This window comes from Pseudomonas sp. NY15374, from assembly GCF_048068255.1.
Lineage (GTDB): Bacteria > Pseudomonadota > Gammaproteobacteria > Pseudomonadales > Pseudomonadaceae > Aquipseudomonas > Aquipseudomonas machongensis.
In genome coordinates this window covers 436,483-448,820 of sequence record NZ_JBLUPZ010000003.1, presented here as the reverse complement: position 1 = coordinate 448,820, position 12,338 = coordinate 436,483, and the positions used below count along the sequence as shown (strand labels likewise).

The window sequence follows — 12,338 nt, the reverse complement described above, 5'->3', positions numbered from 1 at the left end:
AGGGCCGCGACGGCCCCCGAACGGGACGGCCGGGCCGACCCTGTTAGGCTTACTTACGGGAAAAATGTACGACCAGCTTGTCGCCGACGCTCTGCAGAATCTGCACCAGTACCAACAGCAGTACCACCGTGACGATCATCACGTCGGTCTGGAAACGCTGGTAGCCGAAGCGGATGGCCAGGTCGCCGAGGCCGCCCGCGCCCACCACACCGGCCATCGCGGTGTAGGACACCAGGGTGATGGCGGTGACGGTGATGGCCGCGAAGATGCCCGGACGGGCCTCCGGCAGCAAGGCGTTGGTGATGATCTGGCGGGTGGTGGCGCCCATCGACTGGGTGGCTTCGATGATGCCGCGGTCCACCTCGCGCAGTGCGGTCTCGACCAGGCGCGCGAAGAATGGCGTGGCGCCCACGACCAGTGGCGGAATGGCACCGGCCACGCCCAGCGAGGTACCGGTGATCAGCACGGTGATCGGAATCATCACGATCAACAGGATGATGAACGGCAGTGAACGCAGGATGTTGACGATCAGCGACAGCAGCGCGTAGACGCCCTTCTGCTCGAACATCTGCCGGGGCCCGCAGAGGAACAGCAGCACGCCCAGTGGCAGGCCGAGCAGCACCGTGAACAGCAGCGAGCCGAACAGCATGATCAGGGTGTCGCCGGTGGCGAGGGAAATCTCGGCCCAGTCGACGTTGGCGAAGAAATTCAGGGCGTCCATCAGCGCAGGACCTCCATGTGTACGTCAGCCGCCTTGAAGCGGTCAAACGCTGCATCGATGTTGCCGCCGGTGACGGCGAGAGTCAGTTGGCCGTAGGGGACATCCTTGATGCGGTCGATACGACCGGCCAGGATGCTGTAGTCCACCCCGGTCTCTCGGGCCACGGTACCCAGCAGCGGCGCGTAGGTAGCGTCGCCCTGGAACGTCAGGCGCACGATGCGGCCCGGCACGTGGGCGAAGTCGTCGCGCTGCTCGCCTTCATCGACCTGCTCGTCTTCCTGGACGAAGCGCTTGGTGGTCGGGTGTTGCGGGTGCAGGAACACGTCCGCCACCGGCCCCTGCTCGACAATCACCCCGGCGTCCATCACCGCCACGCGGTCGCAGACTCGGCGGATCACATCCATCTCGTGGGTGATCAGCACGATGGTGAGCTTCAGCTCGCGGTTGATCTCGGCCAGCAGTTGCAGCACCGAGGCGGTGGTCTGCGGGTCGAGGGCGCTGGTGGCCTCGTCACACAGCAGGATCTTCGGGTTGGTCGACAGCGCCCGGGCGATGCCCACGCGTTGTTTCTGGCCGCCCGACAGTTGTGCCGGGTATTTTTTCGCGTGGTCCGACAATCCGACGCGGGCCAGCAACTGGCTGACGCGCTTGTCGATCTCTGCGCGCGACAGCTCGCCGGCCAGCACCAGTGGCAGGGCGACGTTGTCTGCGACGGTTTTCGAGGCGAGCAGGTTGAAGTGCTGGAAGATCATGCCGACCTGCTGGCGGAAGCGGCGCAGTTGGTTGGCGTCGAAGGCGGTGACGTCTTCGCCATCGACACGATGATCTTGCCGCCGGACGGCGCTTCGAGGCGGTTGATCAGGCGCAGCATGGTGCTCTTGCCAGCGCCGGAGTGGCCGATCAGGCCGAACACCTGGCCATTCTCGATGGTCAGGCTGGTCGGATTCAGGGCGGGGATGTCCCTACCGGCGACGCGGTAGGTCTTGTGCACACGTTGGAACTCGATCACGTAGCGAACCTTGTGGGGCGCATGGAAATTGGGGGCAGCGGTGAGCTGCGGTGGCGCATTTTAGCCTTTTCCCATAGTTGTTCTTAGCATTTATTTCGTAATCGACCAATCGATCCGGCATAACGCGACAACCGGTAATCCCGATGGAACGCTTGGCGAAACGGTCCAGTCATTACTTGAACAAGCCCGAACGGGCAGCCTGAAGACTGATGAGGAGAGCCAAGATGTCGAGCAACAGGACGGATGCGCCCAAGCAGAGCGAACTGGCCGGTACCCAGACGCCTGACCGCGCCAACACCAATGCCAAGCTGCAAAGCCTCGAACAGGACCGTAACGACGCTACCGGCCAGGCGCTGCGTACCAACCAGGGCGTACGTATCGCCGACAATCAGAACACCCTCAAGGCGGGCGCGCGCGGGCCTTCGCTGCTCGAAGACTTCATCATGCGCGAGAAGATCACCCACTTTGACCACGAGCGCATCCCGGAGCGCATCGTGCACGCCCGAGGTACCGGTGCCCATGGTTATTTCCAGAGTTATGGCGATCACAGCGCCCTGACCAAAGCCGGCTTCCTGCAGGATGCCGAGAAGATCACCCCGGTGTTCGTGCGTTTCTCCACGGTGCAGGGGCCGCGTGGCTCAGGTGATACAGTGCGTGATGTCCGTGGATTTGCCGTCAAGTTCTATACCGATGAAGGCAACTTTGACCTGGTTGGCAACAACATGCCGGTGTTTTTCATCCAGGATGCGATCAAGTTTCCCGACTTCGTTCACGCGGTGAAGCCTGAGCCGCACAACGAAATACCAACCGGCGGCTCGGCCCACGATACGTTCTGGGACTTCGTTTCGCTGGTGCCCGAGTCGGCGCACATGGTGATGTGGGCCATGTCCGACCGCGCCATCCCGCGTAGCCTGCGGATGATGGAAGGCTTCGGTGTGCATACCTTCCGGCTGATCAACGCCGAGGGCGTAGCCAATTTCGTCAAGTTCCACTGGAAGCCGCGTCAGGGCGTGCATTCGGTATTGTGGGACGAAGCGCAGAAGCTGGCGGGCAAGGACACCGACTACCATCGCCGCGATCTGTGGGAGGCCATCGAGACCGGTGACTATCCCGAGTGGGAACTGGGCGTGCAGATCGTGCCGGAGGAAGACGAGCACAAGTTCGACCTCGACCTGCTCGACCCGACCAAGATAATTCCCGAAGAACTGGTGCCGGTGACGCCGCTGGGCAAGATGGTGCTCAACCGCAATCCGGACAACTTCTTCGCCGAAATCGAACAGATCGCCTTTTGCCCGGGGCATATCGTGCCGGGCATCGACTTCACCAATGACCCGCTGCTGCAAGGCCGGCTGTTCTCTTACACCGACACTCAGATCAGCCGCCTGGGTGGGCCGAACTTCCACGAGATCCCGATCAACCGGCCGGTGGCGCGCAATGACAACAATCAGCGCGATGCCATGCACCGTCACACCATTCACAAGGGCCGCGCCGCCTACGAGCCCAACTCGATCGATGCTGGCTGGCCGAAAGAAACCCCAGCAGCGCCGCAGGACGGTGGCTTCGAGAGCTACCAGGAGCGCGTCGACGCGCACAAGATCCGCCAGCGCAGCGAGTCGTTCGGCGATCACTTCTCGCAAGCCCGGCTGTTCTTCCACAGCATGAGCGACACCGAACAACAGCACATCATCAAGGCCTACAGCTTCGAACTGGGCAAGGTCGAGCGCGAGCATATTCGTGCGCGAGAGGTTAATGAGATTCTGGCCAATATCGACCTGAAGCTTGCGGCGGCGGTCGCGCAGAATCTTGGTTTGCCGGCGCCCAAGAGCGGGACGGTCAAGGGTAAGGAGTCGAAACTCAAGGCGTCGCCGGCCCTGAGCCAAATGAATCATCCCGGCGATGTGGGCATCAAGGGGCGCAAGATCGCGTTGCTGGTGGCCAATGGCGTGGATGACGAAAGCGTCGACAGGCTGGTCAAGGCGCTGGAGGCCCACAGCGCACGTCCCATGCTGCTGGGGCCAACCTCGGCGCCGGTGAAGACCTCTGGCGGCAAGGCGCTGGCGGTGGATGCGTCGATGGAAGGCATGCCTTCGGTCATGTTCGACGGGATCCTGGTGCCCGCTGGCAAGGCCTCGCTGGATGCACTGGCGGCCAGCGGGGTGGCCAAGCACTTCCTGCTCGAGGGCTACAAGCACCTCAAGGCGATCGCTCTGGCCAATGATGGCAAGGCGCTCCTGGGGGCGCTGGGGCTCAAGGAGGACAAGGGGTTGCTGCTTGGGGATGACCAGAAGACCGTGGAAGCCTTCGTAAAGGCGGTCGAAGGGCACCGGGTATGGGAACGGGAGGCGGCTGCAGAAGCGATTCCGGCTTGATGCCGTAGCATCTGTTCGCGGGTAAACCCGCTCCCACAGGTTATGTACGCATCTGTGGGGGCGGGTTTACCCGCGAAGATGTCGACGCTGTCTCAGCGCTGATGCGGCACCAGCACCACTTGTGCTGGCAATGCCCGCTGGATCTCGTGCTTCTGCTTCAGCGCAAAGTCCGCATCGATCCGCTTCACCCGCTTCTGCAGCAGGGTCTTGAGCCACGGTGCATCCTGTGTGCGTGGCACCTGGAACACCACTTCGCACTGGTAATTCACCACATCGGCGGCGATGTTATCCAGTTGCTTGCGCATGGCTGCAATGTCCGTGGTTTTCAGTGCAATCACCGTGCTCGGTGCCGCCGGGTCGATGACCCGTGCCTGTGGCTTGGATTCTGCAGCCTTCAGCGCGGCTTCAGCCTTGTCCAGCTCGGCCTGGCGAGCATGGGCGACGGCATCACCGCCGGTCAGCGCGGGTGCCTGGGGCATCAGTGCACGGGCGCGCGCCAGCGCAGTGGCGGCCGCATTGACGTCGCCTTTCTGCAGGACGATCTGGCTGCGTTGCAGGTAGGCTTCGGCGATCTGGCGCTGGTATTGCTCGATACGCGCATCGTTCGGCGACTGTGCCTGCAGGCTGGCGAGCTGGTCTTCGGCAGTGGCCAGCTCGTTGCTGGCGATGTTCTGTTGCAACTGCTGCCAGGCGTCTGGCTGCGCAGGCGCGACCGGCTGCTCGACCGGGGCACTGGAACAGGCGGCCAGTAACAGGGAAAACGCGGCAACAAGCAGATAACGGGAGGCGAACGGCTTCATTCCTGCGACTCTCTATTTGCGCAAAAAGCGAGCAAGTCTACACCCAGGTGCGCACGCTCGAAAACAAGTCTTACAGACCCTTTACGGGCGCAAAGGTTGCAGGGTGCGTCAATGCGCACCCTGAAATTTCAGCGCTTGGGCAATGCCAGGCTCAGCAAGAATAGCACTGCGGCACAGACCACGATCGATGGACCAGCAGGCGTATCCTTGAACCAGGACATCGCCAGCCCCCCGCAAACCGCTGCCACGCCCAGCAAACTGGCGCCCAGGGCCATCTGCTCCGGCGAGCGCGCGTGACGCTGTGCCGCAGCGGCCGGGATGATCAGCAGCGAGGTGATCAGCAGCACGCCGACGATCTTCATCGCCACTGCGATCACCACCGCGATCAGCAGCATCAGCGCCATACGCAGGGCCGCCACTGGCAGGCCCTCGACCATCGCCAGCTCCTCGTGCACGGTGATTGCCAGCAGCGGGCGCCAGAGCACCGCGAGCAAGCCCAGCACCAACACGCTGCCGCCGAGAATCCATGAAAGGTCGGTGGTACTGATCGCCAGCAGATCACCGAACAGGTAGGCCATCAGGTCGATGCGCACATCGTGCATGAAGCTCAGCACCACCAGTCCAAGCGACAGGGTGCTGGGTGCGAGGATGCCGAGCAGGGTGTCGGAGGCCAGCGGCTGACGCTGTTGCAGGGTCACTAGCAGGATCGCCAGCAGCAGGCAGCCGACCGTTACCGCGAGCGTAGGGCTGACGTCCAGCACGAAGCCCAGCGCCACGCCCAGCAGCGCGGCATGGGACAAGGTGTCGCCGAAATAGGCCATGCGCCGCCAGACCACGAAGGAGCCCAGTGGGCCGGCCACCAGCGCCAGGGAAAGACCGGCAAGCAAGGCGTACAGAAGAAAATCAGCCATGCTTGCAGTGCTCTCCGTGAACATGGGCGCCAGGGGCGATCACCGCGCCGTGCAGATCGTGGCTGTGATCGTGATGGTGGTGGTAGACCGCAAGGCTTGGAGCGTTCTGGCCGAACAGCTCGACGAAGGCCGGGTCGTTGCTGACCTGCTCCGGGTGCCCGGAGCAGCACACGTGGCGGTTCAGACAGACCACCTGGTCGGTGGCGCTCATCACCAGGTGCAGGTCGTGGGAGACCATCAGCACACCGCAGCCATGGCGGTCGCGCAGGCGGGTGATGAGGTTGTACAGCTCGGTCTGGCCAACCACGTCGACGCCCTGTACCGGTTCGTCGAGCACCAGCAGTTCAGGCTCGCGCAGCAGCGCCCGCGCCAGCAATACCCGTTGCATCTCGCCCCCGGAGACCGTCTGGATCGGGCTGTCGATGACGTGTTCGGCGCCCACCTCCTGCAATGCCGACAACGCCGCGGCGCGATCCACGCCCGGTACCAGGCGCAGGAAACGCAGTACCGACAGCGGCAGGGTGGCGTCTACCTGGATCTTCTGCGGCATGTAGCCGATGCGCAGGCGCGGCTTGCGCCAGACCTTGCCACTGTTCGGCTTGAGCAGACCGAGCACGGCGCGCACCAGCGTGGTCTTGCCAGCACCGTTGGGGCCGATCAGGGTGACGATCTGGCGTGGTGCGACCGACAGGTCGATGCTGTCGAGCACCGCTTCGCCGCCAAAGGTGACGCCGACCTGCTCCAGGCGGATCAGCGCGTCGCTCATGCGGCGCCCCGGCAGTTACTGCAAAGGCCGACCACTTCGACGGTCTGGGTGTCGACGGCAAAGCCCACGGCCTTGGCACTGGCGACGATGGCGCCGCTGATGCTCTCCTGCTCCAGTTCGATGGCCACGTGGCATTCGCGGCAGATCAGGAACTGGCCTTGGTGCTTGTGTTCAGGGTGGCTGCAGCCGATGAAGGCGTTGAGCGAGGCGATGCGGTGCACCAGGCCGTTTTCGAGCAGGAAGTCCAGGGCGCGGTACACGGTCGGTGGTGCGGCGCGGCGGCCGTCCTGTTCGCTGAGCACGGCGAGGATGTCGTAGGCGCCCAGCGGCTTGTGGCTTTGCCACACCAGCTCCAGCACACGGCGGCGCAGCGCGGTCAGGCGCAGACCCTGGCGGACGCACAGGGCGTCGGCTTCGGCCAAGGCGCTGTGGACGCAATGGGAATGATCGTGGGGACGGTGAGCCAGCGGCGTGATTGACATGGGCGGCGACGGTTATCGATGGAGACGTTATTATGTTACCTGTTTCTGACGAGCCGAGTATCCACTGTGTCCCGATTCCTTGCTCTCTTTGTCGCTTTCATCACCTTCTCGGCCCAGGCCGACGTGCGTGTGCTGACCAGCATCAAGCCCCTGCAGCAGATCGCTGCCGCGGTTCAGGACGGTGTCGGCAGCCCCGAAGTGCTGCTGCCGCCCGGCGCCTCGCCGCACAACTACGCCTTGCGCCCGTCCGACGTACGGAAGGTGGGCGATGCCGACCTGCTGTACTGGATTGGCCCGGACATGGAGAGCTTCCTGCCGCGCGTGCTGAAAAACCGCAGCAAGCCGACCATCGCCGTGCAGACGCTGGCGGACATGAAGCTGCGTCGTTTTGGCGAGGACAGCCACTCGCATGAAGAAGACCACGACGATCACGACCATGACCACCAGCCGGGGTCGCTCGATGCGCACCTGTGGCTGTCATCGGTCAATGCCCGGGTGATTTCGGCGAAAATGGCCAGCGACCTGGCGACGGCGGATCCGGCCAATGCGGCGCGTTATCAGGCCAACCAGAAGGCCTTCGTCGAGCGTCTGGACGCGCTCGACCAGCGGATCAAGGCCCGTGTGGCCGGCATTGCCGGCAAGCCTTACTTCGTGTTCCACGAAGCGTTCGACTATTTCGAAGCCGAGTACGGGCTGCGTCATACCGGCGTGTTCAGCGTCGCCGCCGAAGTGCAGCCGGGTGCCCAGCATGTCGCGGCCATGCGCAAGCGTCTGCAGGAAGTTGGCCCGACCTGCGTGTTCAGCGAGCCGCCGATCCGCCCGCGCCTGGCCGAAACACTGGTGGCCGGGCTGCCGGTGACCTTGGCGGAGCTGGATGCACTGGGTGGGAACGATCCGGTGGATGGCAAGGGCTACGAGCGTTTGCTGGAGAAGCTGGGCAACGACCTAGTGGGTTGCCTGGAGCATCTCTAGCGGCTGACCCGGCCCTATCGCGGGGCAAGTCGCAGCGGCGAACCGTCGCTCCCACAGGTACGGCGTTGATTCTGGGTTCAGTGCCGTGCCTGTGGGAGCGGCGGTTCGCCGCTGCGACTTGTCCCGCGATAGGGCCGCCGCGCTTACAGCGCAAACGGCAACTTCAAAGCCACCTGCTGACGCTGCACCAAACGCACCTCGAACTCGCTCGGATCATGGATCGTCACGTCCATGCCGGCGAAGTCCCGCGCCGCGATCAGGCGCGACAGCCAGAAGCGTACGCAACCCACGCGCAGCATCACCTGCCACAGCTCTGCCTCGGCCGCAGTGAACGGCCGCAGCGCCGCGTACGCCCCCAGCAGCGCCTGGGCGCGCGGCAGATCGATGCCGCCGTCGGCGTCCAGGCACCAGTCGTTGATGGTGATGGCGATGTCATACAGCATCGGCCCGGAGCAGGCGTTGTAGAAATCGATCAGCCCGGTCAGGTGGGTGCCTTCGAACATCACGTTGTCGCGGAACAGGTCGGCGTGCAGGTTGGCCCTGGGCAGTGCCAGGATCTGCGCCTTGTGCGCGGCGATTTCGTCCAGTGCGGGTTGCAGCAGCTGCGCCTGTTCGGTGCTCAGGCCCGGCAGCAGGTCGGCGCCTGAGGCCAGCATCCAGTCCAGGCCCCGATCGGTGCGGCGCTCGATGATGCGCTCGCGGGTCGCCAGGTGGATATGCGCCAACAGCTCGCCAACCTGGGCGCAGTGCTGGTTGTTCGGCGCCTTGACGTGCTTGCCCGACAGCCGTGGCTGCAGCAGTGCCGGCTTGCCGCACAGTTCGCGCAGGCCCTTGCCGTCGCGATCGCGCACAGCGTAGGGAACGGGCATGTCGGCGTCATGCAGGACGTCGAGCAGTTCGATGAAGAACGGCATGTCTTCGGCCGGCCCCCGCTCGATCAGCGTCAGGACGAATTCCCCTTTTTCCAGGCTTACGAAGAAATTGCTGTTTTCGGTTCCGGCGGCAATGCCCTGGAAGTCGAGCAGACGGCCCAGCTCGTACGGCGCCAGAAAGGTTTCCAGCTCAGGCCGGGACACAGGGGTGAAGACTGACATGTTGAAAAGTTGCCCATACGGGCACCACCTGGAGGAGGTGCCTGGTTGATAAGAACGATACGCGTTACTAGCTTACCATTCGAAGATTTTCCAGGACGGAATCAGCATGTCCGGCTGGTCGGATCGAATGAAATTGCCATCGGAGCCATCGGCGCGTACCAGGAAATAAGGCTTGCCGTTTTTCGGCGTGATCTTGATCGCATACAGGAAACCGTTCTGACGGTACTCCTGGATGGTTCTGTCGCCTTCCGTGCGAATGGTCACATCGGGATCTGCCGATGGGGCGTCGTCCGCCGCCAGCGTAACGACCGGCATGGTGGCCAGCAGGCTGAGCAGTAACAGGCGAATGGGTGTACGCATGATAACCTAAGTCCTTTTGTCGTCACTGATCCGGCTATTCTAGCTCCGGACCCGTCGAAAAGGTTGATTCTCCTCATGAGCCAAGCGCCTCTCGTCCTGGTGGACGGTTCGTCCTACCTCTACCGCGCCTTTCACGCCCTGCCGCCGCTGACCACCTCCAAAGGCATGCCCACCGGTGCGGTCAAGGGCGTGCTGAACATGCTCAAGAGCCTGCGCAAGCAGTACCCGGACAGCCTGTTCGCGGTGGTCTTCGACGCCAAGGGCGGCACTTTCCGCGATGCCATGTTCGCCGAGTACAAGGCCAACCGCCCGAGCATGCCCGACGATCTGCGTGTGCAGGTCGAACCGTTGCACGCCAGCGTCAAGGCCCTGGGCTACCCGCTGCTGTGCGTCGAGGGTGTCGAGGCCGACGACGTGATCGGTACCCTGGCCCGCAGCAGTGCGGCAGCCGGGCGTCCGGTCATCATCTCGACCGGCGACAAGGACATGGCGCAACTGGTAGACGGCCACATCACCCTGGTCAACACCATGACCGGCACGGTGCTCGACGTGGCAGGCGTGCACGAGAAGTTCGGCGTGGGCCCTGAGCACATCATCGACTTCCTGGCTCTGATGGGTGACAAGGTCGACAACATCCCCGGTGTTCCGGGGGTCGGCGAGAAGACCGCAGTGGGCCTGTTGACCGGTATCGGTGGCGGTCTGCGTGACCTGTACCAGAACCTCGACAAGGTTCCGGGCCTGGCCATTCGCGGCGCCAAGACCCTGCCGGCCAAGCTCGAGGAGCACCGCGACGCGGCGTTTCTGTCGTATGAGCTGGCGACCATCAAGGTCGATGTCGAGCTGGATGTCCAAGTCGATGCCCTGGTATGCGGCGAGCCGGACCGCGAAGCATTGCTGGCGCTGTACACCGAAATGGAGTTCAAGAGCTGGATCGCCGAGGTACAGCGCGACGCCGCCCGGGAGGGTGACACCATTGCTCCGGTCGAGGAGCCTGCGGCCCAGGTCGAGGCGAAATACGAAACCATCCTCGACCAGGCGCGCTTCGATGTCTGGCTCGAGAAGCTGCGCCAGGCGCCGCTGTTCGCCTTCGACACCGAGACCACCGGCCTGGATGCCCAGCGTGCGGAGCTGGTCGGCCTGTCGTTCGCGGTCGAGCCCCATGAAGCGGCCTATGTACCGCTGGCCCATGACTACGAAGGTGCTCCGACGCAGCTGGACCGCGACGCGGTGCTAACGGCGCTCAAGCCGCTGCTGGAAGACCCGGCCAAGGCCAAGGTCGGGCAGAACGCCAAGTACGACATCAATATCCTGGCCAACGCTTCGCTGCCGATCCAGATGCGCGGCGTGGCCTATGACACCATGCTCGAGTCCTATGTGCTCGACTCTACTGCTACGCGTCACGACATGGACAGCCTTGCGCAGAAATACCTCGACCACAGCACCATTGCGTTCGAGGATATTGCTGGCAAGGGCGCCAAACAGCTGACCTTCAACCAGATCCATCTGGACAAGGCTGGCCCGTACGCCGCCGAAGATGCCGATATCACCCTGCGCCTGCACCACGCACTGCAGGCACGCCTGGCGAAAACCCCCAGCGTGCAGCCGGTGCTGATGGATATCGAGATGCCGCTGGTGCCGGTGCTGGCCAGGATCGAGCGCCAGGGCGCGCTGGTCGACGCTGCGCTGCTCAAGGTGCAGAGCGGTGAGCTGGGCGTGAAGATGGCCGAGCTCGAACGTCGGGCGTTCGAGCTGGCGGGCGAGGAGTTCAATCTGGGCTCACCCAAGCAGCTGGGGGTGATCCTCTATGACAAGCTGGGCATGCCGGTATTGAGCAAGACCGCCAAGGGCCAGGCTTCCACGGCCGAAGCCGTGCTAGCAGACCTGGCCGCCGAAGGCTATCCGCTGCCAACGGTGCTGATGGAATACCGCTCGCTCAGCAAGCTCAAGAGTACCTACACCGACAAGCTGCCGGAGCAGATCAACCCGCGTACCGGGCGTATCCACACCTCCTACCAGCAGGCGGTGGCCGCCACCGGGCGCTTGTCGTCCAGCGACCCGAACCTGCAGAACATTCCGGTACGCACTCCCGAAGGCCGACGCATCCGCCAGGCCTTCGTCGCCAGCCCCGGCTACAAGCTGCTGGCCGCGGACTACTCGCAGATCGAGCTGCGCATCATGGCCCACCTGGCCAAGGATGAAGGCCTGCTGCATGCCTTCCGCAATGACCTCGATGTGCACCGCGCAACGGCCGCGGAGGTATTCGGCGTGGCGCTGGAGGCCGTCACCAATGACCAGCGCCGCAGCGCCAAGGCCATCAACTTCGGCTTGATCTACGGCATGAGCGCCTTCGGTCTGGCCAAGCAGATCGGCGTCGACCGCAAGCAGTCGCAGGACTACATCGACCGTTACTTTGCCCGCTATCCCGGCGTGCTGGCCTACATGGAGCGCACTCGCACCCAGGCCGCCGAGCAAGGCTTCGTCGAGACGCTGTTCGGGCGGCGCCTGTATCTGCCGGACATCAATGCGAAGAACCCGGCCCTGCGCAAAGGCGCCGAACGCACCGCGATCAACGCGCCGATGCAGGGCACCGCGGCCGATATCGTCAAGCGCGCCATGGTCGCGGTAGACAACTGGCTGAACGACAGTGGCCTGGATGCACGGGTGATCCTGCAGGTGCACGACGAACTGGTGCTGGAGGTGCGTGAAGACCTGGTCGAGCAGGTGAAGGCCGAAATTCGCCCCTACATGAGCAACGCCACGCAGCTCGATGTGCCGCTGCTGGTCGAGGTCGGCGTTGGTTCGAATTGGGACGAAGCTCACTAAACGGCGTGGCGAAGAGGAGTAGGATCTGTGG

The 12,338-nt window shown here is 63.7% G+C and carries 10 protein-coding genes and 1 pseudogene; 3 read left to right on the top strand and 8 right to left on the bottom strand.

Annotated elements, in window-relative coordinates:
• Nucleotides 1–49 precede the first annotated feature (49 nt).
• The gene (locus tag ACNFHO_RS09990; protein ID WP_054893364.1) at nucleotides 50–721 is read right to left on the bottom strand and encodes a methionine ABC transporter permease; all 672 of its coding nucleotides are present in this window, start codon (nucleotides 719–721) and stop codon (nucleotides 50–52) included.
• Nucleotides 721–1,730: pseudogene (locus tag ACNFHO_RS09985) on the bottom strand (methionine ABC transporter ATP-binding protein). The gene ACNFHO_RS09990 and the pseudogene ACNFHO_RS09985 overlap by 1 nt, the downstream one beginning before the upstream one ends.
• Before the next feature lie 224 nt (nucleotides 1,731–1,954).
• Between ACNFHO_RS09985 and katE the strand changes: the two are divergent.
• Nucleotides 1,955–4,099, top strand: coding sequence for a catalase HPII (gene katE / locus ACNFHO_RS09980; RefSeq protein WP_416766127.1), 2,145 nt, complete (start codon nucleotides 1,955–1,957; stop codon nucleotides 4,097–4,099).
• A gap of 92 nt (nucleotides 4,100–4,191) precedes the next feature.
• Here katE and ACNFHO_RS09975 read toward each other — a convergent pair whose 3' ends face one another.
• The 4 genes from ACNFHO_RS09975 to zur all read right to left on the bottom strand — a co-directional run bounded on the left by ACNFHO_RS09975 (nucleotide 4,192) and on the right by zur (nucleotide 7,058).
• Nucleotides 4,192–4,899: a PA5502 family lipoprotein gene (locus ACNFHO_RS09975; RefSeq protein ID WP_151925427.1), complete on the bottom strand. Its 708-nt coding sequence runs from the start codon at nucleotides 4,897–4,899 to the stop codon at nucleotides 4,192–4,194.
• Between the two features lie 128 nt (nucleotides 4,900–5,027).
• On the bottom strand, nucleotides 5,028–5,810 hold the full coding sequence (gene znuB, locus ACNFHO_RS09970; protein WP_063541998.1) for a zinc ABC transporter permease subunit ZnuB: 783 nt from the start codon (nucleotides 5,808–5,810) through the stop codon (nucleotides 5,028–5,030).
• Entirely contained in the window at nucleotides 5,803–6,576 is a 774-nt protein-coding gene (gene znuC / locus ACNFHO_RS09965; RefSeq protein ID WP_054893359.1) for a zinc ABC transporter ATP-binding protein ZnuC, read from the bottom strand. The genes znuB and znuC overlap by 8 nt, the downstream gene beginning before the upstream one ends.
• On the bottom strand, nucleotides 6,573–7,058 hold the full coding sequence (gene zur, locus ACNFHO_RS09960) for a zinc uptake transcriptional repressor Zur (RefSeq protein ID WP_054893358.1): 486 nt from the start codon (nucleotides 7,056–7,058) through the stop codon (nucleotides 6,573–6,575). Before zur ends, znuC begins: the two co-directional genes overlap by 4 nt.
• Before the next feature lie 18 nt (nucleotides 7,059–7,076).
• Between zur and ACNFHO_RS09955 the strand changes: the two genes are divergently transcribed.
• Nucleotides 7,077–8,030, top strand: coding sequence for a zinc ABC transporter substrate-binding protein (locus ACNFHO_RS09955; RefSeq protein WP_416766123.1), 954 nt, complete (start codon nucleotides 7,077–7,079; stop codon nucleotides 8,028–8,030).
• A 143-nt stretch (nucleotides 8,031–8,173) separates the two neighbouring features.
• Here ACNFHO_RS09955 and ACNFHO_RS09950 read toward each other — a convergent pair whose 3' ends face one another.
• Together ACNFHO_RS09950 and ACNFHO_RS09945 are read right to left on the bottom strand one after the other, a co-directional pair.
• Complete coding sequence (locus ACNFHO_RS09950) at nucleotides 8,174–9,124, bottom strand: homoserine kinase (RefSeq protein ID WP_054893356.1); 951 nt, start codon at nucleotides 9,122–9,124, stop codon at nucleotides 8,174–8,176.
• A 72-nt stretch (nucleotides 9,125–9,196) separates the two neighbouring features.
• Nucleotides 9,197–9,484, bottom strand: coding sequence for a DUF2782 domain-containing protein (locus ACNFHO_RS09945; RefSeq protein ID WP_063542000.1), 288 nt, complete (start codon nucleotides 9,482–9,484; stop codon nucleotides 9,197–9,199).
• 75 nt (nucleotides 9,485–9,559) lie between these two features.
• Here ACNFHO_RS09945 and polA point away from each other — a divergent pair, with 75 nt between their 5' ends.
• Nucleotides 9,560–12,307 (top strand): DNA polymerase I, encoded by a 2,748-nt coding sequence (gene polA, locus ACNFHO_RS09940; RefSeq protein ID WP_416766121.1) that lies wholly within the window; start codon nucleotides 9,560–9,562, stop codon nucleotides 12,305–12,307.
• The last annotated feature ends 31 nt before the right edge of the window (nucleotides 12,308–12,338 follow it).

Excerpts from the sequence above, each read along its gene's own strand:
- ACNFHO_RS09990 (WP_054893364.1), bottom strand. The coding sequence starts at position 721 with ATGGACGCCCTGAATTTCTTCGCCAACGTCGACTGGGCCGAGATTTCC.
- katE (WP_416766127.1), top strand. The coding sequence starts at position 1,955 with ATGTCGAGCAACAGGACGGATGCGCCCAAGCAGAGCGAACTGGCCGGT.
- ACNFHO_RS09975 (WP_151925427.1), bottom strand. The coding sequence starts at position 4,899 with ATGAAGCCGTTCGCCTCCCGTTATCTGCTTGTTGCCGCGTTTTCCCTG.
- znuB (WP_063541998.1), bottom strand. The coding sequence starts at position 5,810 with ATGGCTGATTTTCTTCTGTACGCCTTGCTTGCCGGTCTTTCCCTGGCG.
- znuC (WP_054893359.1), bottom strand. The coding sequence starts at position 6,576 with ATGAGCGACGCGCTGATCCGCCTGGAGCAGGTCGGCGTCACCTTTGGC.
- zur (WP_054893358.1), bottom strand. The coding sequence starts at position 7,058 with ATGTCAATCACGCCGCTGGCTCACCGTCCCCACGATCATTCCCATTGC.
- ACNFHO_RS09955 (WP_416766123.1), top strand. The coding sequence starts at position 7,077 with ATGGAGACGTTATTATGTTACCTGTTTCTGACGAGCCGAGTATCCACT.
- ACNFHO_RS09950 (WP_054893356.1), bottom strand. The coding sequence starts at position 9,124 with ATGTCAGTCTTCACCCCTGTGTCCCGGCCTGAGCTGGAAACCTTTCTG.
- ACNFHO_RS09945 (WP_063542000.1), bottom strand. The coding sequence starts at position 9,484 with ATGCGTACACCCATTCGCCTGTTACTGCTCAGCCTGCTGGCCACCATG.
- polA (WP_416766121.1), top strand. The coding sequence starts at position 9,560 with ATGAGCCAAGCGCCTCTCGTCCTGGTGGACGGTTCGTCCTACCTCTAC.